The organism is Gordonia sp. LMA167, assembly GCF_058130025.1.
In genome coordinates this window covers 1,783,240-1,808,678 of record NZ_CM176708.1, presented here as the reverse complement: position 1 = coordinate 1,808,678, position 25,439 = coordinate 1,783,240, and the positions used below count along the sequence as shown (strand labels likewise).

The window sequence follows — 25,439 nt, the reverse complement described above, 5'->3', positions numbered from 1 at the left end:
GGATTGCGATCGAGAAACCAAACCCCGGTGCCGAGTCGCCGAATATGTGACGGCTTTCACTCCGTGGCCGGGTGTCGCTCAGCGCGTGGCGGCGGCCACCGCATCACCGAACAAGGCCGTGAACGTCGCGTCGCTCATCGGTGGAGACGGTGCGGTCGGCGGGTCGGCGGCAGGTGTCGCAGAGCCCGCGGCGGTGAGTTGCACGGTCATCGGCTGAGCGCCGTCGTCGACGACAGCGGCGTACGCCGCGTAGCCCACCTGTGTGGTGGCGGCGCCATCGGGCAGCGTCGTCGTGACCTCCGAGCGAAGCAGCAGCGACAGGTCGACCGCCGATGACTCGCGGACGGCCTCGGGCAGTTCGGTGTACCGGGTCACGATGTGGGCGCCTCGCATACTGCCGCTCCCGACCACCGTGGTCGTCGTCGCGCAGCGGCCGGTGCTGACCCGCACGTCCGACTCGATGTCGCGGCGCGCACTCGTCACCAGCTCGACCAGGGAGGCGGAGTCGGTGCGTGCCGCGATGACCGCCGAGTTGGCGGCCGTCAGCTGCGGATTGAGTTCGGCGTCGGCAGTCGGCCGGCACTCCGGCGGGGCGACCGCGGCCGCCTTCGCCACATCGATGGGCGCCTGATTGCCGGCCACGAGCTCGGCGACCGACAACTGCGTCGTGGCGAATCCGCCCGGGAGCTGATCGGGCCTGAGCAGGAGATCCGCCGGGACCGCAGACATGGACGACCCGGCCCCGCTGGTCGGCCCCACATCGCACCCGGAGACCATCGCCATCGCCACGGCCATCGCGGTGACCACGCCGCCGGCACGACCCCGAACCGAGCCCGCACGTCGACTCGACTCCCCCCGTCGACGCAGCGCCATGACTCGCACGCGGTCACCGTACCCTGGACGTGGAGGTTGCCATGACCAAGACCTACGTCGGTTCTCGACTGCGCCAGCTCCGTTCGGAACGCGGGTTGTCGCAGGTGGCCCTGGCCCAGTCGCTGGCCATCTCACCGTCGTATCTCAACCAGATCGAGCACGACGCGCGGCCGCTGACCGTTCCCGTGCTGTCGAAGATCACCGAGGTCTTCGGCATCGATGAGGAGTTCTTCGACACGCAGGACAACGTGCGCCTGGTCGCCGAACTGCGCGAGGTGCTGCTCGACGACGACGTCGAGGCGCCGCCGGCGGCCATCGAGGCCCACGAGATCAGTTCCGTCGTCGCCGCACACCCGGAGATCGCGCAGGCCATGGTCAACCTGCACCAGCGCTACCGGATCGCCACCGATCAGCTGGCCGCCGCCACCGATGAACGCGGCGACCGGAGCATGCGCGGCGCCATCACCGCACCGCACGAAGAGGTGCGCGACTACTTCTATCAGCGGCGCAACTACATCCACGAACTCGACATCGCGGCCGAGGAGATGACCGACCGGATGCGGATGCACTCGGGCGATATCCGCCGCGAGATCGCCAACCGGTTGGAGAACGTCCACGGCGTCAGCATCGTGCGCCGCGTCGACCTCGGCGACTACACGTTGCACCGCTTCGATCCGGAGACCCGACGTCTCGAGTTCTCCGCCGCGCTGTCCGCCGGTCAACGCGCCATGAAACTCGCCACCGAGCTGTGCTTCCTCGAATACCGGGACCTTCTGGAGAAACTCGCCGACGACGGAAACTTCACGAGCGACGACGCGCGATCGCTGGCACTGCTCGGCCTGGCCAACTACTTCTCCGCAGCAGCCGTCCTGCCCTACCGCCAGTTCCACGGCGCCGCAGAAGATTTCCGCTACGACATCGAGCGCCTCTCAGCGTTCTACTCGCTGTCCTACGAAACCATCTGCCACCGCCTCTCGACATTGCAGCGACCGAATCTGCGCGGTATCCCGTGGTCGTTCGTCCGCGTCGACCGGGCGGGCAACATGTCGAAGCGACAGTCGGCCACCGGATTCCACTTCTCGTCCAGCGGCGGCACCTGCCCACTGTGGGCCGTCTACGAGACCTTCGCCTCCCCGGGCAAGATTCTGACCCAGATCGCCGAGATGCCCGATGGCCGTGACTATTTCTGGGTGGCCCGCACCGTGGAACGTCGGGCGGCGCGCTACGGACAACCCGGGAAGACCTTCGCGATCGGACTCGGATGCGAACTGCGCCACGCGGGTCGGGTGATCTACTCCGACGGCCTCGAGATCGGCCCGCAGGCCACTGTCACACCGATCGGCGCCGGCTGCCGGGTGTGCGAGCGCCAGAACTGTCCGCAGCGCGCCTTTCCGGCGCTCGGTGCCGCGCTGCAGATCAACGAACACCGCAGCACCGTATCGCCATACATGACGAGCTGATCACAACTCTGGTAACACACGTCACAAATACATCACAGTTCGACCAGTGGGTCGCTCGTCCCGGTCAATCGACCTGAAAATGGTCGTACGCTGCGTGCAGTGAGGAGGTCATCGGGGATTCCCCTCACCCCTGAAGAGGGAGTGCGCAATGACGCGGACACGCTCTTACCTTGCGGCCCTGCGATTCCGGGGTGGTGTGGCCACCCTCGGCGTAGTGGTGACGTGCACCATGGTGGCGGCACTGACCACTACGATCGGAGCACCTCCCGCGGCCTCTGATCCACCCAACATGCTGCCCGTTCCGGCGCAGGTGCCGGCCGCCATCAACGACGCGTTCCCGGGAGCACCGGTCCCGCATCTGGAACGAATCCCGCTACGGGCGCAGGCACACGGATTCGACCACCGCATCCAGGAATTGCGAGAGGCCATTCTCCCGTCGCCGACCGGAGACCCCATGTTCGACCGCTGGCCCGATGACCTCGCGGCGCGCTCCCCGGGCCAGATCATCGCGACCCGCGACGTAACCGTCACGGCCGCACCAGTGGTGACCGCACCCATCCGCTACGCGCGGCTGATCAAGTTCCGCAGCACCGACGCCACCGGCAACCCGTCGTTCGGCACCGCGACCGTCCTGGTGAGCCGCACGACTTTCCGCGGCCCACGTCCCATCGTCGTCAACAATCTGCCCATCGATTCACTCGGCACCGCCTGCGATCCGGGTTTCACACTGGCACACGGTTTCTCGATCGCCACCAATATGACCGACCTGATCCCGCCGACCACTCAACTCGCGTTGACCCGTGGATACACGGTGTTGATCCCCGACCATCAGGGCCCTCGGATGGCCTACGCCGAGCCGGTGGTCGCCGGCCATGTCGTGCTCGATGCGATCCGAGCGTTGACGAACCTGGATCGAAAGTCGTTCGGGGCCTCGCGAATCGCCATGACCGGATACTCAGGTGGTGCCATCGCCACCAACGGCGCGACGAAGTTGTTGAGCAGTTACGCACCGGAACTGGCCGACCGTGTCGTCGGGGCCGCACTCGGCGGCGTACCGGCCGATTTCCGCATGCTGGTCGGCAGCATGAACGCGAATCTCGCCACCGGCCTGTTCCATGCGGCGACGTTCGGCATCGCCCGCGAACGACCCGAGATCCTCACGATGGCAAATCACTTCGGACAGTGGTTCGCCACCTCGCCGTTGAAGAACGTCTGCACCACGCCGACCGCACTGGCCGGCGCCACCTTCTGGCCGATGCAGTTGATGTCGAATGACCCTGACCCGTTTCACTCCCCCGTCGCCGAGCACATCTACCGGGTGACCACGATGGCCGATCTCCGGTCGGTGGTGCCGCTGTACATCTACCAAGGCACCCACGAGTGGTGGATCCCGGCCGCCGGCGCGCGAGAGCTGTACCGCCGGCAGTGCCGACTCGGCGGAAGCGCCGCATATCGCGAGGTGTTCGGTGAGCACCTGTCTGCCGCCGTCCTTGGATACCCGGGGGCACTCGACTGGCTCGACCAGCGGCTACGCGGCATCCCGGCGCCCAACGAATGCCAATGAACCCCGCGCGGTTGACGTTAGACCAAACGTACTAATACATCTGACCCAGTCGGCACCCACGCGGCAGTTGTCTGTGCGCGCGCTTAGAATCCTTCGAGAAATGTTTGAGAAGTGAAAACTCGGACAACTGCTGTCGGATCGACGGCACGCGTCCGGAGACTCGCTACAGCACTGAGGAGTCACCGATGCCGGCGCGGCCGTCCAAGTCCGTCAGAACGATGCTGCGAACGTCGTTGATCGCGGTGTTGGCCGCCGCCACGACCATCGGGACCGGCACCGCCCTCGCCGAACCGCCGAATCTGAGGCCGGCCCCGGCACAGTTCCCCAACCAGGTCGATTCGATGGTGCCTCCGCCCCCGGTTCCCCAACTGAAGTCGATACCGGCTCGGGCGGTGACGCCAGGGGCATCGCGCGAGCTCCAGGAATTCCGTGAAGCGGTCATGCCGTCCCCCACCGGTGACTCCTTCTTCGATCACTGGCCGGCCGACCTGGCACAGCATCGACCCGGCGAGATCCTGCAGACCCGTGATGTCGCCTCGGTCGCGGCACCGCTGCTGGAGGTCAAGGTCGGCTACGCACGTCAGCTCAAGTTCGCGACCCGCGACGCAGCGGACCGCCCGATCTTCGGCACCGCCACCCTGTTCGTGCCCCCGACACCGTGGAAGGGCCCCGGCGCCCGGCCGGTCATGGTGAACAACCCGCCGATCGTCGCGTTGGGCACCCGTTGCACCACCGGGTACACGCTCTCGCATGGCAAGAGCGGGGACACGAACAACACCGATCTGAACCCGCCGACCACCCAGGATTCGCTCGAAAAGGGTTATGCGGTGATCGTTCCGGACCACACCGGCCCGCGCATGGCCTACGCCGAGCCATACGTCGCCGCGCACGTCGTGCTCGACGCCGTCCGTGCTGCGGCCTCGTACGACAAGCGCAACTTCGGCCGCGGTCCGATCGGGATGCTCGGCTACTCCGGAGGCGCGATCGCCACCAACGCGACCACCAAGCTCGCGAGTTCGTACGCGCCCGACGTGGCCGGCCGATTCGTGGGCGCCGCGATCGGCGGCGTCCCCGCCGACTACCGGGTACTCGCGGCGAGCATGAACGCCAATCTCGCGACCGGTGTCTACCACGCGGCGATCCTGGGCATCGCCCGTGAGCGGCCGGAACTGCTTCCGATGGCCAACAACGTGGCGCGCTGGCTGGCGTCCAACGACTTCTTCAAGAATCTGTGTACCGGGACGATGGGTAACTTCGGCGCCACGTTCGTGCCGACCCAGGCGCTCTCCAACGACCCCGACCCTTACCATTCGCCGGTCGCGGAGAAGATCTTCGAGGTCACCAGGATGGCCGGGATGAAGTCGGCCATGCCGGAGTTCATCTACCACGGCGCCGAGGAGTGGTGGATTCCGGCGAGCCAGGCCCGCGATCTGTTCGATGAGCAATGCCGGCTCGGCACCGATGCCACCTACCGCGAGTACCCGGGCGAACACATGACGACCGTCTTCGTGGCGTTCCCCGACGCGATGAAGTGGCTCGAGGACCGCCTCGCCGGACACCCGGCGCAGAACGGATGCCCGGCGAAGTGATCCGACGGTGCGTCACGAAGGGGCCCTTCGTGACGGTCCTCCGCTAGCGCTCCGGACCTCCTCAGGGATCGGTGGGCAACGCACCGTCGCAAGCTCCGGGGCTCCTCAGGGATCGGTGGGCAACGCACCGTCGCAAGCTCCGGGGCTCCTCAGCGAACGGGAAAGCACACGTCCCTGGCTCAAGAGTCGGCGACGTACATCGGAATCCGCCACCCGGTCCCTGAGGAGCCTCCGAGCCTGCGAGGATGCGTCACGAAGGGCACCCCGAGGCAGGTCAGTAGACCATGACGCGGACGCTCTCCGCGACGCAGGCGGGCTTGTCGACGCCCTCGATCTCGATGGTGTTCGTGACGACCATGCTGACGCCCGCCGGGGTCTCGTCGACGGACTTGATGACAGCGTTGGAACGGATCCGCGAGCCGACCTTGACCGGGTTGGGGAAGCGCACCTTGTTCTGCCCGTAGTTGATGACCAGCTTGGGGCCCTCGACGGTGAAGATGCCGCCTGCCAGAACCGGGAGAAGTGAGAGCGTCAGATATCCGTGGGCGATCGTCGCGCCGAACGGCCCGTCCTTCGCCCGTTCGGGATCGATGTGGATCCACTGGTGATCGCCGGTGGCATCCGCGAAGGCGTTGATCCGCTCCTGGTCGATCTCCATCCACTCACCGGAGCCCAGGTCCTCCCCGATGGCTGCCTTCATTTCCTCGACACTGGTGAACGTACGTGGTGTGGTGCTCGTCATAGTTCAGGTAGTCTACCGTGGCCTCATGAGCACTCCTCGAGTCACACCGGGCGGCTTCGGTGACCTCGGTCCGTTCAACTGGCTGTTCGCTCGCGCAGCCGCCCGCGTCATCGGGGTCGACGATGCACACATCTTCTCCACCCTGGGACGGGCGAGGGGCCTGTTCCGCGGATGGCTGCACTTCGGTGCGCGGCTGATGCCATTTGGTTCGTTGTCGCGCAAGGAAACCGAGATGATCATCATCCGGGTGGCCCACCTGCGCGACTGCGCCTACGAACTCGATCATCACCGTCGACTGGGCGCGCGTGCCGGTATCACCGGGCAGATCTTCGACCGCGTACTGGAAGGCCCGGACGCGGGATGGGGCGACCGCGAACGATCCCTCCTGAAGGCCGCGGATGAGTTGGTCGGCACCCGGGACATCTCCGACGCGACATGGTCGGCGTTGCGGCGCCACCTCGACGATGCACGACTGGTCGAGTTCGTGCTCCTGGTCGGTCAATACGACATGCTGGCGACGACGATCGGCACATTGCGGGTCGAGCGCGACACCCGGGTCTGATCGAGGACACCGGGTTCTGGGGGGATCACTGTGAATTCGATTGCTCAGCGGATGATGCACAACGCGGTGTTCTCGCATGTGTACGAGGACCTCTGGCGGCCGGTGTTCACCCGACTGTTCAGCCTGGGCGGCACGGGGACGGCGGACTTCGACCGGGCGCTGACCGCATACCTGTCGCGCCCGGGCGAAAGGTTGATGCTCGACGTCGCGTGCGGTCCAGGTAACTACACGCGACGATTCGCCGACGGCCTGACCGGTGACGGCCGGTGTATCGGAATCGACTACTCACCGGCGATGCTGTCAAAGGCCGCCGAGACGAACGCGACGTCGCGGGCGACCTTCATCCGTGCGGACGCCCATGCGATCCCGTTCGCGGACAACGTCTTCGACGCCGTAACCTGCCTTGCCGCGTTGTACCTCATCCCTGACCCGCTGCCTGTGGTCGACGAGCTCGTGCGGGTGACCCGACCGGGCGGCGAGATCGCGATCTTCACGTCGGTCAGTACCGATCTCGCAGCGCTTCCCGGCGTACGCACCGTCGCCGAGTTGTCGGGCTATCACATCTTCGACAGGCACGAGATCATCGACCGCCTTCGGGCCGCCGGGGCCGAACACGTCGAGCAGACGATCACCGGCCAGGGACAGTACCTGTTGGCAACCAAGACGGCCTGAGCGCGGCTCAGATGTCCCGGTAGTCGCGGACCGACATCCGGTGGCCGTGACGCTCCGGACGGGCGCCGTGTAGCTCGATCATCCGGATGAGTCTCTGCCGTTGTCCCGCATAGGGTTCGAGCAGTTCGAGCATGCCGTCGTCGTCGACGGGTTCGCCGATCAGGGTGAGGCCGACCAGTTTCGGGATGTGATAGTCGCCGACGTTGACGACGTCGGCGTCGCCGACGGCACGCGATCGGGTCTCCGCCTCGGTCCATCGGCCGACGCCGTGGAGCAGACGCAGGTGGTCGGGGTGGCGTTCCACCTCCATCGTCGCGGCGCCACGAATCGTACGCATCCGCACGGGTTCGATACCGGAGCGATGCCAGTCCCAACTCGGGATCCGCGCCCACGCCGACTGCGGCGGTGGTACCCGCATGGTGTCCGGGACCGGACCGGGAGCCGGTTCACCGAAGCGTCGCAACAGATATCGCCACGCACGCCAGGCCTCCCGGCCGACGACCTTCTGTTCCAGGATGGCGGGCACCAGTGCTTCCCAGACGCGGTCGGTGCGGCCGATGCGGAGCCCGTCGGACCGACGCACGAGCGCTTCGACGACGGGATCACGCGGTCGGAGGGCCCCGGGGTCGTCGGATGCACCGAGAAAGTCGGGCATCTGTTCCAGTAGCCACTCGCCGCCCGGCCCCCACGCACGGGCGGCGATCGTCGTGCCGTCCGATCGGATGGTCAGGGTGCCCGGCCCGTCGGGGGTGTACACCGCGCGCCATACCGATCCGTCGCGCGCGTACGTGAACGCCGGGTCCCCGGACCCCCGACGATGCAGCCCGACGGTCGCCCGGATATCGAGCGCGAAGCCGGGCGCCCACTCGCGGGCGAGCTCACCCATCCGATGCCCCCAGCACGGCAATCGGAAGCTCACGCACGGGTGGGCCCTTCGTGACGCTCGCAAGCTCGCTCCTCAGGGACCGGATGGGTGACGCTTGCAAGCTCGCTCCTCAGGGACCGGATGGGTGACGCTCGCAGCACGGCAATCGGAAGCTCACCCACGGGAGGGTCCAGCACGGCGGTCGGAAGCTCACCCACGGGTGGGCCCCAGCACGGCATTCGGAAGCTCACGCACAGAACGCGCCCAGCACGGCGGTCGAGAGAACCCGAAATTTCGTCGAGAGAACCCAGCCCGCCCACGAAACAGATGCTCTCGACGGAAATCTGGGTTCTCTCGGCGAAATTTCGGGTTCTCTCGACACGATCCGAAACTCGCCGCCGTTCGAAACCCGCCGCGGTTCGAAACTCGACACGATTCGAATCCCAACCCGGCTACACGAACCTACAAATTGATCATGTGCCCGATCGCGCCGTGGAAGGTCTCCTGCAGCGCCTCACTCAGCGTCGGGTGGGTGTGCACGTTACGAGCGAGCTCCTTGGCGGTCAGATCCCACTTGTGGGCCAGGGTCATCTCCGGGAGCATCTCCGAGACATTGTCGCCCACCAGGTGCCCGCCGAGCAGTTCGTCGGTGTCGGCGTTGGTCAGCAGCTTGGCGAAACCGGCCGTCTCGCCGAGGCCCTGGGCCTTGCCGTTGGCGCTGAACGGGAAGGTCGTCGCCTTCACGTTGTACCCCTCGTCCTTGGCCTGGGCCTCGGTGAGTCCGAACGACGCGACCTGCGGCTGGCAGAAGGTGGCGCGCGGCATGAATCGGTAGTCGCCGAGCGTCATGGTCTCGGCGCCGGCCATCGTCTCCGCCGCGACGACGCCCTGGGCCTCGGCGACGTGCGCGAGCATCAGCTTGGCGGTGACGTCGCCGATTGCGTAGATGCCGTCGACGTTGGTGCGCATGAAGTCGTCGATGTCGATGGCGCCCCGATCGGTCAGCTTGACACCGGTGTTCTCCAGGCCGAAGCCCTCGACACGCGGGGCGAAACCGACGGACATGAGGACCTTGTCGACGGTGATATCACCGTCGTTGTCCTTGGCGTCTTTGTAGCTGACGGTCACACTGTCGCCGTTGTCCTTGACGGACTGCACCTTGGTGGAGGTCAGCACCTTGACGCCGAGCTTCTTGTACTCCTTGGCGATGGCCTTGGACGCGTCGGCGTCTTCGTTGGGCAGCACCCGGTCGAGGAACTCGACGATGGTGACGTCGACGCCGTAGTTGGCGAGCACGTAGCCGAACTCCATACCGATGGCGCCGGCACCGACGATGACGATCGATTTCGGCAGCTCACGGGTCAGGATCTGGGTCTCGTAGGTGACCACGTTGTCCGACAGTTCGACGCCGGGCAGCAGCTTCACCGTCGAGCCGGTGTTGATGATGACGTTGTCGAAGGTGATCTCCCGATCTCCCACGACGATGGTCTTGGCGTCCTTGAACTTCCCGTACCCGTCGATCTCGGTGATCTTGTTCTTCTTCATCAGGAAGTGGACGCCCTTGACGATCCCCTCCGACACCTTGCGGCTGCGGTCGAACGCCGCGCCGAAGTCGAACGAGACGTCGCCGGACATGCCGAAGGTCTTCGCCTGATGGTTGAAGATGTGGGCCAACTCGGCGTTCCGCAGAAGCGCCTTGGATGGGATGCATCCAACGTTGAGACAGACGCCGCCCCAGTACTTCTCTTCGATGACGGCGGTTTTCATGCCCAGCTGGGCGGACCGGATCGCGGCCACATACCCACCTGGACCTGCACCCAGGACAACTGTTTGAAAGTGTTCAGACACGCCTGCCAGCCTACGTCGGACCATGTCGTGGCCGCAGGGCGTCCCCGTACCCGGGGGTAACTTTCCCGTTCCCGCGGGTCGATTCCGACAACCCTGATCGTGTCGGGTGGCGCGAATCGTCGACGACACGCGCCACCCGACATGACCCGCGCCATCGCCGCCGACTCGCGGAATCGCCCAAGGACTCTCCTTCCGACTGATTTCCATCATTGATTGAATCAGTGATGGAACTGTGCTTGCATCGACGTCATGGCGCCCAATACCCTCTCGCGCAGCGCGACGACGCGCACCGCCCTCCTCACCTCGGCGGAATCGCTGTTCCTCACCGACGGGTACGAGCAGGTCTCGGTGCGGGCCATCTGCGCGCACGCCCACGCGAACCCGGCGGCCGTCCACTACCACTTCGGGTCCAAGGACCGACTCGCCGTCGAACTCCTCGAGGACCGTATGGCTCCGCACTGGGCCGATCCGCTGGACCGATTCGACCCGGACCGATCGACGGTCGCCGACCTCGTCGATGAGATCCTGCGCCCCTTCGTCGACATCGCGGCCCAGCCGGTGGGACGCCTGCACCTGCAACTGCTGGATCGATTCGTCCACACACATCCGCAGGCTTACTGGACGCAGCCGTGGTTCCAGCTCGACCGGTGGTCCGGCATGCTGTGTCGCCTCGTCGGCGGCATCTCCGACGTCGAGGCACGACGCCGCTGGGGACTGGCGTTCGGCCTGATCCTGGCGCAGTTCGGCGGTGACCATGCCCAGTCACCCGCCGCGATCGTCACACTCCGCGACTTCGTGGTCGCCGGTCTCTCCGCGTCCACCCGGCCCACCGCAACCGAGGAGCTCCCATGACCGCGCCCGATCCCGTCGGCCCCGACCCGTTCGCACCCGCCCGCCTGGGCTCGCTGACTCTGCGCAACCGCCTGATCAAGTGCGCCACGTTCGAGGGCGCCACACCCGACGCGCTGGTCACCGACGACCTGATCGAGTTCCATCGGCAGGTCGCTGCCGGCGGGGTGGCGATGTCGACGGTCGCGTATTGCGCCGTCGCTCCCGAGGGTCGCACCGACCGTCATCAGATCTGGTTGCGCGATGAGGCGATGCCCGGCCTGCGCCGACTGACCGACGCCATCCATGCCGAGGGCGCGCTGGCCGCCGCGCAACTCGGGCACGCCGGCCCGGTCGCCAATTCGGTGTCGAATCGACGCAAGGCCCTCGGACCGTCGCGCATCCCGGCCCCGATGGGGATGTCGGTCACCCGCAAGCTCGATGCCGCCGGGATCACCGAGATGGTGGCCACCTTCCGCCGTGCCGCCCGGATCGCGGTCGACTCCGGTTTCGACGGCCTCGAGATCCACTGCGGCCACAATTATCTGATCAGCTGCTTCCTGTCGCCGATGCTCAATCATCGCCGGGATGGCTACGGCGGGTCGCTGGTGAACCGAGCACGCTTCGCCCGCGAGGTGATGGAGGCGGTGCGCGACGAGGTCGGCGATGAGGCCGCGGTGTGGGCCAAACTCAACATGTACGACGGCGTGGGCGCGCCTGGCCCCGGGCACAGCAGTCGATTCGGCGGGTTCAACATCGACGAGGCCTGCGCGGTGGCGCAACTGCTGGAGTCCGACGGCCATCTCGACGCGATCGAACCGACCGCGGGCAGTTCACTGCTCAACCCGATGTACCTCTTCCACGGAGATGCGCCGCGCGAGGAGTTCGCCGACGCCTTCAGCGGCGCGATGCGCCTGGGACTCAAGGCGATGGGTCCGATGTTCCTCAAGCACTACGACTACCACGATGCCTATCTGCTACCGCTGGCCCGACACTTGCGTGCGGCGGTCCGGATGCCGCTGATCCTGCTCGGCGGCATCACCGATCGCGCCTCGATCGAGACAGCGATGGCGGCGGGATTCGACTTCGTCGCCATGGGTCGTGCGCTGCTGCGTGAGCCCGATCTGCCCTTGCGTATCCAGGCCGATCCGACCAAGACGTCCCGGTGTGTGCACTGCAACCTCTGCATGCCGACGATCTACTCGCGCACCCGATGCCCCATCCGCGAGGGTGAGGTCCCCGATCCGCTCGTGCGGGTCTGAGCAAACGGTCTGAGCCGCGTCAGCTCCCGCGGTTCTTCGGCGAGGGCGGGAACCAGGCCTGGTCGCTCGGCACGTACTGCCGGAAGATGAGGCGGAACCGCCCGGGCGGCGCGGGCAGCCAGTTCGCGAACTGCCGTGGGTCACGCGGCGGCAACGCCGACAACACGATGTCCACCGAGCCGTCGCGGTTGCGGGTGAGTCCGGCCGCGTCGGGTCCCAGCGAGTAACGACCGATCAGATTGGGTACCAGGAAGTTCCCGTCGTCATACATCGTGATCGACCACCAGCCACCTTCCCGGCTGTTGACCGGAACCAGCGGCTGGGCAGCGCGGAGATGTATGACGTAGGTGCGTGAGCCGTCGAGTCTGCTGCCCGCGGTGTCCGTCGATGCCAGGAAATACCTCGATTCCGCCGCCTCGTTGGCGCCGAGTCCCCAGCGCGCCACCGCCGCCCGGGTGGCGTAATCGGTGCCGTAGTGCCCGGCGGTGGACACCGTGCTCCACGAACCACGGCGCACGAGATTCCGGGTGACCGCGACGTCGACCATGCGCTCTCCCACCGGAATGGCCGAACCCAGGACGCCGGCGTACCGCCCCCGGCTGGGCGCGGACCCGGGCGTCACGCCGACCGCCGCGAGTCCGGCCACCGCGGCCCGGTCGCGGGCAGGCGGCGGATCGGCAGCGAGCACGTCCGCCAGTTCGTCGAAGAAGACCGACCCGTCGGCGGCGAGATTCTGTGGGGATCGACCGGTGCAGGTGGGCGTCCGCAGTCGCGGCGGCACCACGGCCGGCAGGCCGGTGCGTGCCCCGACGGTCAGCCGGATGCCGGCCTGCAGCTCACGAGCGGAAGGGCGCTGGTCTCCGGCGATGAGCACTCGCCCGAGCAGCCATACATCCCAGGTCGACGATTCCATCCGGCGTGAGTGTGCCGGAATCGGCCCGGTGTAGCCCGGCGGCACGACGGTCACCGCCGTGGCTCCCGACCCGGTGGTCCGCGCGCCGACGTTCCCGATGACGTCGGTGTACATGTCCAGGAACTGCAGCACGAGGTACCGTCCGCCGGTCGCCGGATGGCTCACGGTCACCGGGCCGTTGCGCAGATCGAGGAACGCCGTCGTGTACAGGGTGTCCGAGTTCGGCGCGACGACCGCACGGATCAGCGGGTTCGCCGCGATCGGGACGTTCGTCAACGCATTCGGCGCCCGTCGGCAGAGCAGCTGTGATCGGGTTCGGACCATCGCGACAGGCGCATACCCGTACACATAGCCGCGCGCGGCGGTCGCGACATCGGACCCCGGTGCCGTCGGCGCGGATCGGGCGGTCGGCGACATCAGCAGACCGGCGGCCAGAACGGCGATCAGGCCGAGGACCGCCACCGACAGTCGGCGACGACCCAGCCTTCCGAGCGGCGTGTACACCGTGAGCATGCGACGAGCGTAATCGGCGCCACGGCACAGGCTGCGACATCTGGGTGAGGATCTGATGACAGTCCGGTGCGCGGTGGACCTCGTCAGCCGGCTCGGGTGAACACCCCGTCGCTGCATTCGTCGTCGTAGTACTCGATGGTCATCCGCTGGCTCGTCGCCCCGGGTTCGAAGCTGACCTTCGAGATCGATCCGAGTTCGGCGTTCTCGTTGCGCAGCGTGAAAGTGAAGGTGTTGCCGTCCCAGGGGGTCAGTTCGTGGGTGGTCTTACCGTCGGGCCCCATCGCGAGGACGAGCTTTCCGTCCTGTTCCCGGACGACGGCGGGTCCGTAGAAGTCGTTGCGGTAGGTACCGACATACGACGACAGGGGCTGCGCCGCGGCCGCATTCGCGGGTGCCTGCTGTCCGACGAGACTCCCCGACGGCTGGTTCATCTCGTCGAACGCATGACCATAGAGCGCGCGCCAGTCATGGCGGACCTCGCCGAACTGGACCAGGTCGGCGAACTCGCCCGTGAGCGCTTCCACCGCTCCGATCGGCGACGCGTTCGACAGTGCGACGATCGCGACATCGGCCGACGGGAGGACCAGGAAGTTCGTGGCGGCGCCCATCCCGAATGCGCCGGAGTGGCTGTACTGGGTGCGACCCCCCTCGGTGACCGAGGAGTTGAATCCGTAGCCATAGAAACCCGCGCGGGCGTCGGGGGACGCTGATGGCGACGAGATCATCTGAGGCGTCACCGCGGTCGTCAAAGCCTCCTCGCCGACGATCTGCTTGCCCTGATACTTGCCCTCGGCGAGCAGCATCGCCAGCCAGTGGGTCAGGTCGTCGACGGACGACGACACGCCACCCGCCGGGGCCTGCGCGTCGGGGTCGCGCTGTGCGGGAGTCTTGACCCAGTTGCCGTCGACCTTCACATGGCCGACGACCCGGTCGGACTGTGCTTCGAAATCACTGAAGCTGGAGCTGGTGTGGGTCATGCCGAGGGGTCCGTAGATCGTCTTCTCCGACAACGCACCCCAGTCGTCCCCTGCCTTACGTGCCACGGATTCCGCGGCCGCGGTGACACCGAAGTTGGTGTAGTTGTATGTGATCCGGAATGGGTCGAGCGGCACATAGCGCAGGCGGGCGAGAATCTGCTGCTGGTCGTAACCCATGTCCTCGAGCTTGTCCCCCGCATGATCGGGCAGACCTGAACGATGCGCGTACATGTCGCCGATCGTCACGTTCTGCGTGACATAGAGATCGGACAGGGCGAAGCCGGGCAGATTCGCCGCTACAGGCGTGTCCCAGTCGACGACCTTGTCGGTCACCTGAGTGGCGATCACCGTGGACCCGATCGGCTTCGACATCGACGCCAGCGGGAACACCGTGTCGGCATCCACTTTTCGGTCGGTGCCCACCTCGTCGACGCCGAACCCCTTCGCGTACACGGTCTGATCGCCATGCACCACGGCCACCGCCATGCCGGGGATCTTGGTCGAGTCCATCAGCGATGCGACGAGATCGTCGAGTTGTCCGACCGCGTTGTCCACGGCGTTGTCCGGTAACGGATCAGCGACCGCGGCGTTCGGATTTCCGGGAGCCGATGACGATGGCGACGACGATGCCGACTCCGACGACCCCGAACCCGACGACCCGGTGTCACAGGCAGCGACGAGTCCGGCAACTGCGACCACCGCCACGCCCACGATGGCGACCGAGCGGCGATCCCGCCGGCCCGCCGACGATCGAACGACCATGAGCCCAACCTGCTTCCTCGAGGCATGCCATCAGCGGCAGGGACGGCACGACGTCCGACCGCGCCCAGAATATCTACGAACGCCCTGCGTGGTGGCACTTTCGCCGGACTCGGGCGGCGTCGCCCTCGGTCGGAGTCGGGTTTCGTCGTGTTACAGCGGTATTACTCAGAATCGGCCGAATGGGAACGTCAGGTTACGCTTTTGGAATCCCAAAACTGACCGATGATGTCGCCATATTTTCTCTTATCTCCTTGTCTACCAATATCTTTCACTGATGCGATGCGCTTGAACAGATCGCGCACGAGATCATCCTTCAATCGGGGCCTGAGCTGGGCTTATGACGTTACAAACGCCCCGTTGAGCTGCGGCGACACCAACGATTGACGCAGACGGCACGGCTCCCTAGTTTGATTTTGGGATCCCAAACAGGCGGGTCCCGAACCTCACGGAAAGTCACCAGGCGATGGCACAACATCACCACACAGGCTCAAAGCTGGAGATGGTGTCGGCGGACGAGTCCGCCGGACGGCCGCTGCGCGAGTCGATCAGGGATCAACTCCGCGAGCGCATCATCGACGGCACCTACCAGCCCGGTGACCGCATCGTGGAGCGTGACGTCGCCGCCGACTTCGGCGTCTCACGACTCCCCGTCCGCGAGGCCTTGCGCATGTTGAACACCGAGGGCTTCGTCGAGATGCTGGCCACCCGCGGTGTCATCGTCAAGAAGCTCTCGCGGCGCGACGTCCTGGAGTTGTTCGACGTCCGGGAAGCATTGGAGAGCCTGGTGTTCCGCAGGGCCGCCGAGCAGCTGACGAAGAAGGACGCGGCGCGCCTGGTCGCCCTGCGCAACCGTGCCCGCAAGGCCCTGGAGTCGGGGGACGGACCGGCACTCCACGAGTTCAACGAACAGTTTCACGACGCAGTGAACAGTCTGTCGCGCAACGATCTGCTCACCTCGATCCTCGAACCTCTCGAGGGGCGCCTGCATTGGATATTCCGCCAGAACAGCGAACCCGAACAGCTCTGGGCCGAGCACGAGGAACTGCTCGAGGCGATCATCGCCAAGGACGGCGAACAATCGGCCCGGCTCGCCGCCGAACATGTACGCGTCAATCGCCGCCGCGTACTCACACACCTCTTTGGGGATCGCTCCAAAGACGCAGCCGTCGCAGGCTGATCTCGCTCGGTACCCGTCGCCGCGTACCGCTCTTCACTCCACCCGAACACCGCATGTGCCAGCATGCGGCCTCCTGCAAGGAATCACATCATGACACATGACGTCCATCAACACCACGCCGAGAAGCATGCAGAGGGTCATCACCATGACCTGGCCGCCGAACTCGGCGAAGAGTATGAGCACGAGCCCGTCCCGGTCAGTGCCCGGCGCAGCCTGGCGTCGATCGCGGCGGTGTGGTTCGGCTTCCCGATGAACCTCGGCAACGCCGTGTTCGGCGGGGTGGTCGTCTACAACCTCGGCTTCACCAACGGGATGATCGCCCTGCTCCTCGGCAATCTCGTCCTGTTCGGCTATGTCGGCGCGCTCAGCTACATCGCCGGCAAGACCGGACGGAGTTTCTCCCTGCAGGCGCTCGCGACATTCGGCTCCACCGGCCGGCTGATCGCCACCGGCTTCCTCGCCACCGTGGTCATCGGCTGGTTCTCCTTCCAGATCGGGCTCACGGGCACCACCATGCACGACGCCCTCGGGTGGTCGCCGATCCTTGCGGCCGCCCTGGGCGCGGTGATCTACACCGGGCTGACCACCGTCGGTATCCGCGCACTCTCGTGGCTCGGCATGATCGCGACCCCGCTGTTCCTCATCCTCGGCGGGATCGCCCTGTACTACGGCGCCACCGGCAACAGTCTGTCCGTCGGCGACGTCGTCGGATACCAGGGCTCCGGAACCGCACTCACATTCGGTGCCGCGGTCGGCATCGTGATCGCCGGATTCGCCGACTCGGGCACCATGACCGCCGACTTCACCCGCTGGTCGAAGACCGGAAAGTCGGCAGTCGCAGCAACATTCACCGCCTTTCCGGTGTCCAACTTCGTCGCCTACGCGATCGGCGGTCTGGTCGTCGCGGTCGGCGGGTCCACCGACCCCGCGTCCAACGGCGGCGGCTTCCTGGGCCTGTTGACCGGACACAGCACGATCCTGACGGCCGTGGCCGTGTTCTTCGTCTTCGCCAATCTCGGCAGCGTGGCCAGCCACTGTCTGTACAACGGCGCGGTCGGCTGGTCAGGCATCACCAAGCTGACGATGCGTCCGGTCGCCGTCGGTCTCGGCGTCCTCGGTGCGGCGATCGCCCTGACCGGCGTGTGGTCGTACTTCCTCGACTGGCTCAACATCCTGGGGATCTTCGTGCCGCCGATCGGCGCCATCCTCATCGTCGATCAGCTGGTCCTCAAGCGGTCGGCCGGGGCGGCCACGCGGCTGCGGGCCAGTGCTTTCACCGCGTGGGTGATCGGCGCCGCCGTCGCGACGGTGTCGCACTACATGGTGCCCGGATCGGTGGATGCGCTGGTCGGCATCGTCGTTGCCGCCCTGGTGTTCTGGATCTACGAGAAGGCGCTCGACCGTTCGTCGTCGCCCGCCGACGCGGACACGACCGCCGAGCGTTCGGCTGCGCCGGCGGTACCCGCATGATCGGTCCGCAGCCATGGCCGCCGGTGTCGGAGTTGTCCGACGCCGTCGGCCGCGGCGCGGCCACCGCCACCTCGATCGTCACCGAGGCAGTCGAACGGCAGTCCGCCATCGATCATGAGATCCACGCCTTCTGCACGCCGACAACAGATCTCGCACTCGAGGCGGCCGCCGCGATCGACGCCCACGTCGCGGCGGACCTGCCAGTGGGTCGGCTTGCCGGCGTGCCCTATGGTGTGAAGGATCTCATCTGCACGAAAGGCGTTCGTACGACGTCGGGTTCGGTCGCCTACCGCGACTTCGTCCCAGATGAGGACGACATCGTGGTGGAGCGGTGTTCCGCGGCCGGGGCGATCAGTCTGGGCAAAACCAATGCCAGCGAATTCGGCTACAGCGCAACGGGTACGAATCCACTGTTCCCGACCACCCGCAATCCGCTGGACACCCGGCTCACCCCCGGCGGGTCGAGCGCAGGGTCGGCGGCCGCGGTGGCCGCCGGCATCGTCCCGTTCGCACTGGGCAGCGACGGCGGGGGCTCGATCCGGATTCCCGCCGCGTTCACCTCACTCGTCGGCTTCAAACCGTCGATGGGCCGCGTGCCGGTGTACCCGGGCTGCCGTGATCCCCGCCATCCCGGCGTCTCCGGCTGGGAGAGCATCGAACACATCGGGCCGATCTGCCGAACCGTCGAGGACGTGTGCTCGGTGATGGCGGTGCTCGCCGGGCCCGACCCACGAGATCGCCACACGATCCCGTCCGGTGACGTCGACTGGGATGCGATCGTTCCCGGGCTGCGACGCGATCCGTCAGGAGCTCGTGACCTGCAGGTGGCGTTCAGCATGGACTTCGGCTATCTGGCGGTGGATCGCGAGGTTCGCACGGCGATCGAGCAAGCGGTCTCCCGGCTGGCCGACACTCTGTCGTGGTCGGTCAACCCCGTCGACCCGGGCTGGAGCGAACCCGGCGACGAGTTCACCGCACTGATCATGTCCGAGACCGACCTGGTGGGCATGCGCAGGATGGTCGACGAGATCGGTGATCAGATGTCGCCGCACCTGGTCGGGATGCTGCGCCGGGGGTGGTCAGCCGAGGATTTCACCGGTGCGACGATGTGGCGCAAGTCCATCGTCAACCGGATGGCCGCGCTGATGGGCGGGCATGACATTTTGATCACCCCCACGACCTGCGTTCCGCCGTTCGAGGTGGATGTTCAGGGACCCACCGTCATCGACGGTCGGCAGGTGTCCGACACCGCGTGGCAGGGGTTCACCTTTGTCGCCAACCTGACCGGTCAGCCGGCCATCAGCGTGCCGGTCGGCCGCACCCGGGACGGGCTGCCGGTGGGGATGCAGATCGTCGGACGCCACCTCGGCGATGCCGCGGTACTGCGGGTCGCGGCGGCGTGCGAATCCATCCTGGCCGATGCGACCGGCTCACCCGACGTCCATATGGGCGAACGCGCTAGGTTGGATCTCGGCGCGCGGCACGCCTGAGCAGTACCGAACTCGCCGCGCCACCGTGACGAGGAAAGGCTGTACGCACGATGTCCGCACCGAACGACGCCCACACCGACGACCCGTATCTCTGGCTGGAGGACGTGACCGGCGATCGGGCGCTCGACTGGGTGCGGGCTCACAACCAACCCACGGTCGATGACCTGTCGTCGGGTGACCGGTTCCCTGCGCTGGAGGCGGAGGCGCTGGAGATTCTCGACACCGACGACCGCATTCCCTATGTGCGCCGTCGCGGCGAGTACCTCTACAACTTCTGGCGCGATGCGACGAATCCGAAGGGGCTGTGGCGGCGGACCACGCTGGAGTCCTATCGGACCGATTCGCCCGAGTGGGATGTGCTGATCGATGTGGACGCGCTGGCAGCCGCCGAGGACGAGAACTGGGTGTGGTCCGGTGCGGCCGTGTTGCGCCCCGAGTACCGTCACGCGCTGGTGTCGTTGTCGCGTGGAGGCGCCGACGCCACGGTGATCCGCGAGTTCGATCTGGTGACACGCGACTGGGTCACCGACGGTTTCGAGTTGCCGGAGAACAAATCCAGCATCGGCTGGATCGACCGTGACACCGTCTACGTCGGAACCGATTTCGGTGAACAGCCGGACGGGACGTCGGCGCTCACCACGTCCGGCTACCCACGGATCACCCGCCGATGGACGCGCGGAACGCCGTTGGCCGATGCCGTCGACGTGTTCGCCGGGGAGGTCGACGATGTGTCCGCGGGTGTCGGGTATGACAACACGCCGGGCTACGAACGCCATTTCGCCAGTCGGGCCACCGATTTCTTCAACTCGTTGCGTTACGAACTCCGCGACGGCGAGAAGATCCTGATCGACGTGCCGACCGACGCCCACTCTGGCGTGCGGTACGACTGGCTGTTCGTGATGCCCAGAACCGAGTGGGTCATCGGCGAGACTCCTTACGCCCCGGGAACCCTCATGTGCTTCGACTATGAGGACTATCTCGCCGGCGGTCGCGAGGTGACCGTGCTGTTCGAGCCCGACGCCCACACCAGCCTCAGCGACTACTCGTTCACCAAGTCCCATCTGATCCTCACCACCCTGCACGATGTGCAGACGCAGGTGTCGACGCTCCGTCTCGGGAGTTGGGAACCGATCGAGACGCCGGGACTGCCCGCCCTGGCAACGATTTCCGTGTTGGACACCGACCCGGACGACAGCGATGAGATCTTCTGGTCGGCCAGTTCATTCACCACGCCGCCCAGCTTGCTCCACGGGGAGTCGGGCTCGGGGCCCGACGTGATCAAGCAGTCGCCGTCGTTCTTCGACGCCGACGACGTTGTGGCGGAGCAACATTTCGCCACGTCCGATGACGGCACCCAGATCCCGTACTTCGTCGTCCGCCGCAGCGAGGTGGAATCGGGACCCACACTGCTGTACGGATACGGAGGATTCGAGAATTCGCTGACCCCCGGGTACATGGCGATCGCCGGGCGGGGCTGGGTTGCCCGCGGCGGCATCTACGTCATCGCCAACATTCGTGGCGGCGGCGAGTACGGCCCGTCCTGGCACACCCAGGCACAGAAGGCCGGCAGACATCTCGTCTACGAGGACTTCGCAAGCGTTGCAAGGGCATTGGTCGAGGCCGGGCTGACGACGCCGGAGCAGCTGGGTGCCCAGGGGGGGTCGAACGGCGGCCTGCTCATGGGTGTGATGTTGACGCGGTACCCAGACCTGTTCGGCGCACTGGTCTGCCAGGTTCCGCTCATCGACATGCGCCGCTACCACCTGCTGCTGGCCGGTGCGTCGTGGATGGCCGAGTACGGCGACCCGGACGATCCCGAACAGTGGGCGTATATGGAGCCGTTCTCGCCCTATCAGAACCTCTCTGCCGACGCGGACTACCCGGCGATACTGGTGACCACATCCACCCGTGACGACCGTGTGCATCCCGGCCATGCCCGCAAACTTGTTGCGCGGCTGGAGGAATTGGGGCACGAGGTCGCCTACTACGAGAACATCGAAGGCGGCCACGGCGGCGCCGCGGACAACAAGCAGGCGGCGTTCAAGTCGGCGCTGGCCTACGAGTTCCTGTGGCGCACCCTGTCCAAGGAATGACTGCCGGCGATGCGGCGGACCGTGTCGATCGGATTCCACGGCGCCGCATCGCGGCCGCGCGTGATCGGATACCACGCCAGACCGATGACCAGCGATGTGAAGTGGCCGATGGCGGTGAAATTCAGATCGACCGCCAGCGGTAGGCCGTACACCACGAGAATGCCGACAAGATAGATCCATCGCCATGGGTAGGCGATGCGGTAGGTGAGAACTCCGACGATGGCCGCGAGGAAATAACTGACGCCGACGTCGGTGACATTGACCATCGAGGTGCTTGCCGAGCCGAGCCGGATGGCCAGGCCGAGCAGACCCTGGCTCACGTAGCTGGCGATGACGTGCGCGCTGAGTCCGATGATCAGCCAACGACCAGACCCGAGCCAACGTTCGGCCGGCTGGTGGAACACGCAGAACAGCACCAGGTACGGCAACCAGTACTCTCCGTCGATCCAGAACAGGCTGGTGACCAGCACATCCACCGGGTCGGTGGTGAGGTGATGCAGGTTTGTCGACCGCTCGCCGAGCACCTCGTCGAGTTCGTGCTCACTCAGTGATCGTTGAACGATCGTCGTGACCAGCAGTATCACCAACCAGATGAAGGTGAGGGGCGCGCTGCGGAGGTAGCGCCACACGGCGGTCACGAATCCATCGTAATGACGTGGCGGCCTTTCGGTCCCTGTCTCCGAGGTGCCGCCCTGAGGAGCCGCCCCGAGGCGCCGCCCCGAGACGCCGCCCTGAGGAGCGAGCCTGCGAGCATCACGAAGGGAGCGAGCCTGCGAGCATCACGACGGGAGCGAGCCTGCGAGCGTCCCCCGGTCCCTGAGGCGCCGCCCTGAGGAGCGAGCCTGCGAGCGTCACGAAGGGAGCGAGCTTGCGAGCGTCCCCCGGTCCCTGAGGAGCGAGCTTGCGAGCGTCACGAAGGGCCGACCCTTCGTGACGGCCCTTCGCCATCGCTCCGGGCCTCCTCAGGGATCGGGGTGGGCATAGCCTTCGCCATCGCTCCGGGCCTCCTCAGGGATCGGGGTGGGCATAGCCTTCGCTATCGCTCCGGGCCTCCTCAGGGATCGGGGGGGTCGCCCGTCGATTTCAGCGAGCTCACTTCCCCGGTCCCCGAGGCACCACCCTTCACAGGGTCCACCGGGATCACCGGAGCGGGTCGCGGAGTGGATCATCCACTCGACATCGCTCTGCGGTGATCTGTACGGCACCAGACCTGGGCACGCGGTCGTGGCAGCCACGCGTCACCCGTAATCGGATCGGAATAGGTCACCGTCGGCCGATGATCACACGGCCGAGAATCCCGACTGCCACCACAGCGACCCCGGCCGCACCGACGATGAGCGCCAGATGCTGGAGGTTGTCGGCGGCACCGTCGATCACCACCGAGGCGACCTCACGTCCGCCTTCCTCGGCTGCTTCGACCTCCTGCTTGGCCCGGTCGGCGAAGAACAGTGCCACGGCCCAGGCGAATGCGGCCGACAGGATCACACCGACACCCAGCCAGACCACGACCACGGATCGTCGGCGCGCGATGAGCAGGGCCAACAGGCCGGCCGCCACGGCCACGACGAGCGACAGGTATGCCGTCGAGGTGATCTGCTTGCCGACATCGTGATAGCGACCGGCCTCGAGCCCCGAACCGCCGCGGTTCAGCGGCACGACGATGGGGCCGGAGACTCGCGCACCCACACCTGTCTGGGCGATGACCCGGTTCACCATGTCGGTGATGTCGAGTTGCATCACCGAGGTGTTCCCGTCGGGCGGCGGCGGATCGAACAACCAGGCGTGCTGCTGCGACACGACATCGACGAAATCCGCCTCGAACTGATCACTGTGCGTGTAGGCGCGGGCCGCGGGCTCGGCCACCACCGACGTCGCCGGGATACCCACCCTGTTCGTGATCTCGTCGGCGATCTGACCGGCCAGATAGTCCTGGACCTTTTCGTTCTGGGCCATCGGCGTGATCGTGGCGACGAAGCCATCGGGATCGACGAGACGTTCTTTCACCCAGAGCGACGGGAATGCCAGCACGATCGCGGCCATTGCCACCAAGGTCAGGAGTCCGCTCAGAAATGTCCGCACGGTCACGAGGCTACCGGCCGACGGCGAGGTCGACGCGGAGGTCGCTCAGATGGCTATTCGTCGACCAGATCGCTTGCACGTCCGACGATCAACGGGTCAGGGGCACCGACGAACTCGGCGTTCTTGCCCTCGTAGTCGAACAGACTCAGCACATAGCGCATCGCGTTGATGCGGGCACGCTTCTTGTCGTTGCTCTTCACCACGGTCCACGGTGCGTGGTCGGTGTCGGTGGCGGCGAACATCGCTTCCTTGGCACCGGTGTAAGCATCCCATTTGTCCAGCGACGCCAGATCCATCGGCGACAGCTTCCACTGCCGCACAGGGTCGATCTGGCGGATCGCGAACCGAGTGCGCTGTTCGAGCGGGGTCACCGAGAACCAGAATTTGACCAGGTTGATGCCGTCGTCGACGAGCATCTTCTCGAATGCCGGCACCTGATTCATGAACTGGTCGTACTGATCCGGTGTGCAGAAGCCCATCACGCGCTCCACTCCGGCACGGTTGTACCAAGAGCGGTCGAAGAAGACCAGCTCGCCGCCCGCCGGCAGGTGTTGCACGTACCGCTGGAAGTACCACTCGGTCGATTCGCGTTCGCTGGGCTTCTCCAGCGCGACGGTGCGAGCGCCGCGGGGGTTGAGATGTTCGTTGAACCGCTTGATGGTTCCACCCTTGCCTGCGGCGTCCCGTCCTTCGAACACGAGCAGGTGGCGCTGCCCGGTCTGCTTGGACCACTTCTGCAGTTTCAGCAGCTCGATCTGCAGTCGACGCTTGGTCACCTCGTACTCGCGACGGCTCATCCGCTCGTCGTACGGGTAGTCCTGGCGCCAGGTGTCGACGACGTTACGTTCCGGCAGCGTGAGCAAAACCGGGTCGTCGTCATCGTCGTCGTTCACCGTGAACTGCGCGGTATTACGGAGATCGACGAGCTTCTGCAACGCCTCGCGGCCGTTCAGGACACTGAAATCGGGCCCGATCTCGGCTGAGGAACCCAGGACAGGATCGTGTAACTCGGTCACCCCTCAACGATATGCGTATCGACCGAATGACGGGTTGCAAGCAGGTGAACGCGCCAGACCCGGAATGTGATCCGGTCCGATCCGACTCAGTTGCGCAGGTCGATCGAACCCGATCGCAGGCATGCCTTGCCGGTGGTGCTGTCATAGGCGGTGGCGAAACCACCCTGGCAGAGCACTCCGCCCGCACCGGCGATCGCCGCGCCGCCCCAACCGCCGACAGCGACTGTCGTTCCGCCCTGTCGCGCCTGGGCGAGCGAGAACGCCTTGGGCCCGGTGGTCACCGAGTACGAGTTACCGCCCGTGTTGGCTCCCGACAGCGCCGTCGAACCGGGCTGCAGATTACGCGCGTTCGCGTTGCCACCGGAATCGGCCACGGCGACCGCAGTCCCGGCGCCGCTGGATTCCTCGGCCTGCGCATGGCTGCCGGGACCGGCCTTGGCGCCGCACCCACCCGTGCCCACGACATGTTCGATCTGATGCCCGTCGGCCGCCGAACACGTCGTCGCGGCAGCCGCATGACCGCCGCCGAGTCCGATCATCGCGGCCAACGCCGACCCACCGATCATCAGCGCCGCAGCGCGGGTCCCAAGGTTGTTGATACGCATAGGATTTGACCTCCTCGTTCGCCGCGGGACGCACAGTGCGCCAGCATCCGAGAGTCAGCGTACCCACCAACCCGCGCAC

The 25,439-nt window shown here is 66.3% G+C and carries 21 protein-coding genes; 11 read left to right on the top strand and 10 right to left on the bottom strand.

Annotation, left to right across the window (positions count from 1 at the left end; all coding sequences use genetic code 11):
- Positions 1-78: 78 nt before the first annotated feature.
- On the bottom strand, positions 79-873 hold the full coding sequence (locus ACVT6V_RS08080; protein ID WP_489900744.1) for a hypothetical protein: 795 nt from the start codon (positions 871-873) through the stop codon (positions 79-81).
- Positions 874-914: 41 nt separating this feature from the next.
- On the opposite strand from ACVT6V_RS08080, the gene ramB reads away from it, so the two are divergent.
- The 3 genes from ramB to ACVT6V_RS08065 all read left to right on the top strand — a co-directional run bounded on the left by ramB (position 915) and on the right by ACVT6V_RS08065 (position 5,486).
- Positions 915-2,333, top strand: a complete 1,419-nt coding sequence (gene ramB / locus ACVT6V_RS08075; protein ID WP_489899289.1) for an acetate metabolism transcriptional regulator RamB — start codon at positions 915-917, stop codon at positions 2,331-2,333.
- 148 nt (positions 2,334-2,481) lie between these two features.
- Positions 2,482-3,897 (top strand): lipase family protein, encoded by a 1,416-nt coding sequence (locus ACVT6V_RS08070; RefSeq protein ID WP_489899288.1) that lies wholly within the window; start codon positions 2,482-2,484, stop codon positions 3,895-3,897.
- Positions 3,898-4,082: 185 nt separating this feature from the next.
- Entirely contained in the window at positions 4,083-5,486 is a 1,404-nt protein-coding gene (locus tag ACVT6V_RS08065) for a lipase family protein (protein ID WP_489899287.1), read from the top strand.
- A 274-nt stretch (positions 5,487-5,760) separates the two neighbouring features.
- Here the strand turns inward: ACVT6V_RS08065 and ACVT6V_RS08060 are convergent, their stop codons facing one another.
- Entirely contained in the window at positions 5,761-6,228 is a 468-nt protein-coding gene (locus ACVT6V_RS08060; RefSeq protein ID WP_489899286.1) for a MaoC family dehydratase, read from the bottom strand.
- Between the two features lie 25 nt (positions 6,229-6,253).
- Here ACVT6V_RS08060 and ACVT6V_RS08055 point away from each other — a divergent pair, with 25 nt between their 5' ends.
- Both ACVT6V_RS08055 and ACVT6V_RS08050 read left to right on the top strand, forming a co-directional pair.
- Complete coding sequence (locus ACVT6V_RS08055) at positions 6,254-6,790, top strand: carboxymuconolactone decarboxylase family protein (RefSeq protein WP_489899285.1); 537 nt, start codon at positions 6,254-6,256, stop codon at positions 6,788-6,790.
- A gap of 30 nt (positions 6,791-6,820) precedes the next feature.
- Positions 6,821-7,462: a class I SAM-dependent methyltransferase gene (locus ACVT6V_RS08050; RefSeq protein ID WP_489899284.1), complete on the top strand. Its 642-nt coding sequence runs from the start codon at positions 6,821-6,823 to the stop codon at positions 7,460-7,462.
- A gap of 7 nt (positions 7,463-7,469) precedes the next feature.
- Here the strand turns inward: ACVT6V_RS08050 and ACVT6V_RS08045 are convergent, their stop codons facing one another.
- Both ACVT6V_RS08045 and lpdA read right to left on the bottom strand, forming a co-directional pair.
- On the bottom strand, positions 7,470-8,348 hold the full coding sequence (locus ACVT6V_RS08045; protein WP_489899283.1) for a DNA-3-methyladenine glycosylase family protein: 879 nt from the start codon (positions 8,346-8,348) through the stop codon (positions 7,470-7,472).
- Between the two features lie 441 nt (positions 8,349-8,789).
- A complete protein-coding gene (gene lpdA / locus ACVT6V_RS08040; RefSeq protein WP_489899282.1) occupies positions 8,790-10,199 on the bottom strand; it encodes a dihydrolipoyl dehydrogenase in 1,410 nt (469 codons plus the stop codon).
- 225 nt (positions 10,200-10,424) lie between these two features.
- Between lpdA and ACVT6V_RS08035 the strand changes: the two genes are divergently transcribed.
- Complete coding sequence (locus ACVT6V_RS08035; protein ID WP_489899281.1) at positions 10,425-11,027, top strand: TetR/AcrR family transcriptional regulator; 603 nt, start codon at positions 10,425-10,427, stop codon at positions 11,025-11,027.
- Positions 11,024-12,265, top strand: coding sequence for an oxidoreductase (locus tag ACVT6V_RS08030; RefSeq protein WP_489899280.1), 1,242 nt, complete (start codon positions 11,024-11,026; stop codon positions 12,263-12,265). The genes ACVT6V_RS08035 and ACVT6V_RS08030 overlap by 4 nt, the downstream gene beginning before the upstream one ends.
- Positions 12,266-12,284: 19 nt before the next feature.
- On the opposite strand, the gene ACVT6V_RS08025 is transcribed toward ACVT6V_RS08030, so the two are convergent.
- Together ACVT6V_RS08025 and ACVT6V_RS08020 are read right to left on the bottom strand one after the other, a co-directional pair.
- On the bottom strand, positions 12,285-13,691 hold the full coding sequence (locus ACVT6V_RS08025; protein ID WP_489899279.1) for a DUF1254 domain-containing protein: 1,407 nt from the start codon (positions 13,689-13,691) through the stop codon (positions 12,285-12,287).
- A gap of 83 nt (positions 13,692-13,774) precedes the next feature.
- The gene (locus ACVT6V_RS08020; RefSeq protein WP_489899278.1) at positions 13,775-15,430 is read right to left on the bottom strand and encodes a serine hydrolase; all 1,656 of its coding nucleotides are present in this window, start codon (positions 15,428-15,430) and stop codon (positions 13,775-13,777) included.
- 463 nt (positions 15,431-15,893) lie between these two features.
- Between ACVT6V_RS08020 and ACVT6V_RS08015 the strand changes: the two genes are divergently transcribed.
- The 4 genes from ACVT6V_RS08015 (at position 15,894) to ACVT6V_RS08000 (ending at position 21,660) form a co-directional block, all read left to right on the top strand.
- Entirely contained in the window at positions 15,894-16,607 is a 714-nt protein-coding gene (locus ACVT6V_RS08015) for a GntR family transcriptional regulator (protein ID WP_489899277.1), read from the top strand.
- 90 nt (positions 16,608-16,697) lie between these two features.
- The gene (locus ACVT6V_RS08010; RefSeq protein ID WP_489899276.1) at positions 16,698-18,077 is read left to right on the top strand and encodes a purine-cytosine permease family protein; all 1,380 of its coding nucleotides are present in this window, start codon (positions 16,698-16,700) and stop codon (positions 18,075-18,077) included.
- Positions 18,074-19,567, top strand: coding sequence for an amidase (locus tag ACVT6V_RS08005; protein WP_489899275.1), 1,494 nt, complete (start codon positions 18,074-18,076; stop codon positions 19,565-19,567). Before ACVT6V_RS08010 ends, ACVT6V_RS08005 begins: the two co-directional genes overlap by 4 nt.
- A 50-nt stretch (positions 19,568-19,617) precedes the next feature.
- Complete coding sequence (locus ACVT6V_RS08000) at positions 19,618-21,660, top strand: prolyl oligopeptidase family serine peptidase (RefSeq protein WP_489899274.1); 2,043 nt, start codon at positions 19,618-19,620, stop codon at positions 21,658-21,660.
- On the opposite strand, the gene ACVT6V_RS07995 is transcribed toward ACVT6V_RS08000, so the two are convergent.
- The 4 genes from ACVT6V_RS07995 to ACVT6V_RS07980 form a co-directional block, all read right to left on the bottom strand.
- Positions 21,624-22,298 carry a rhomboid-like protein gene (locus ACVT6V_RS07995; protein WP_489899273.1) on the bottom strand — a complete coding sequence of 225 codons (675 nt, stop codon included), beginning with the start codon at positions 22,296-22,298 and terminating at the stop codon, positions 21,624-21,626. The two genes, ACVT6V_RS08000 and ACVT6V_RS07995, sit on opposite strands and share 37 nt — an antisense overlap.
- 625 nt (positions 22,299-22,923) lie before the next feature.
- Complete coding sequence (locus ACVT6V_RS07990) at positions 22,924-23,739, bottom strand: hypothetical protein (protein ID WP_489899272.1); 816 nt, start codon at positions 23,737-23,739, stop codon at positions 22,924-22,926.
- A gap of 53 nt (positions 23,740-23,792) precedes the next feature.
- Positions 23,793-24,755 (bottom strand): polyphosphate kinase 2, encoded by a 963-nt coding sequence (gene ppk2, locus ACVT6V_RS07985; protein ID WP_489899271.1) that lies wholly within the window; start codon positions 24,753-24,755, stop codon positions 23,793-23,795.
- 86 nt (positions 24,756-24,841) lie between these two features.
- Positions 24,842-25,360 carry a DUF6764 family protein gene (locus tag ACVT6V_RS07980; RefSeq protein ID WP_489899270.1) on the bottom strand — a complete coding sequence of 173 codons (519 nt, stop codon included), beginning with the start codon at positions 25,358-25,360 and terminating at the stop codon, positions 24,842-24,844.
- Between the last annotated feature and the right edge of the window lie 79 nt (positions 25,361-25,439).

What these genes read in the sequence shown, in the direction of transcription:
- ACVT6V_RS07980 (WP_489899270.1), bottom strand. Translation starts at nt 25,360, where the DNA reads ATGCGTATCAACAACCTTGGGACCCGCGCTGCGGCGCTGATGATCGGT.
- ACVT6V_RS08025 (WP_489899279.1), bottom strand. Translation starts at nt 13,691, where the DNA reads ATGCTCACGGTGTACACGCCGCTCGGAAGGCTGGGTCGTCGCCGACTG.
- ACVT6V_RS08045 (WP_489899283.1), bottom strand. Translation starts at nt 8,348, where the DNA reads ATGGGTGAGCTCGCCCGCGAGTGGGCGCCCGGCTTCGCGCTCGATATC.
- ramB (WP_489899289.1), top strand. Translation starts at nt 915, where the DNA reads ATGACCAAGACCTACGTCGGTTCTCGACTGCGCCAGCTCCGTTCGGAA.
- ACVT6V_RS08060 (WP_489899286.1), bottom strand. Translation starts at nt 6,228, where the DNA reads ATGACGAGCACCACACCACGTACGTTCACCAGTGTCGAGGAAATGAAG.
- ACVT6V_RS08005 (WP_489899275.1), top strand. Translation starts at nt 18,074, where the DNA reads ATGATCGGTCCGCAGCCATGGCCGCCGGTGTCGGAGTTGTCCGACGCC.
- ACVT6V_RS08070 (WP_489899288.1), top strand. Translation starts at nt 2,482, where the DNA reads ATGACGCGGACACGCTCTTACCTTGCGGCCCTGCGATTCCGGGGTGGT.
- ACVT6V_RS08000 (WP_489899274.1), top strand. Translation starts at nt 19,618, where the DNA reads ATGTCCGCACCGAACGACGCCCACACCGACGACCCGTATCTCTGGCTG.
- ACVT6V_RS08035 (WP_489899281.1), top strand. Translation starts at nt 10,425, where the DNA reads ATGGCGCCCAATACCCTCTCGCGCAGCGCGACGACGCGCACCGCCCTC.
- ACVT6V_RS08055 (WP_489899285.1), top strand. Translation starts at nt 6,254, where the DNA reads ATGAGCACTCCTCGAGTCACACCGGGCGGCTTCGGTGACCTCGGTCCG.
- ACVT6V_RS08020 (WP_489899278.1), bottom strand. Translation starts at nt 15,430, where the DNA reads ATGGTCGTTCGATCGTCGGCGGGCCGGCGGGATCGCCGCTCGGTCGCC.
- ACVT6V_RS08015 (WP_489899277.1), top strand. Translation starts at nt 15,894, where the DNA reads ATGGCACAACATCACCACACAGGCTCAAAGCTGGAGATGGTGTCGGCG.
- lpdA (WP_489899282.1), bottom strand. Translation starts at nt 10,199, where the DNA reads ATGGTCCGACGTAGGCTGGCAGGCGTGTCTGAACACTTTCAAACAGTT.
- ACVT6V_RS08065 (WP_489899287.1), top strand. Translation starts at nt 4,083, where the DNA reads ATGCCGGCGCGGCCGTCCAAGTCCGTCAGAACGATGCTGCGAACGTCG.
- ACVT6V_RS08030 (WP_489899280.1), top strand. Translation starts at nt 11,024, where the DNA reads ATGACCGCGCCCGATCCCGTCGGCCCCGACCCGTTCGCACCCGCCCGC.
- ACVT6V_RS08010 (WP_489899276.1), top strand. Translation starts at nt 16,698, where the DNA reads ATGACACATGACGTCCATCAACACCACGCCGAGAAGCATGCAGAGGGT.
- ACVT6V_RS08080 (WP_489900744.1), bottom strand. Translation starts at nt 873, where the DNA reads ATGGCGCTGCGTCGACGGGGGGAGTCGAGTCGACGTGCGGGCTCGGTT.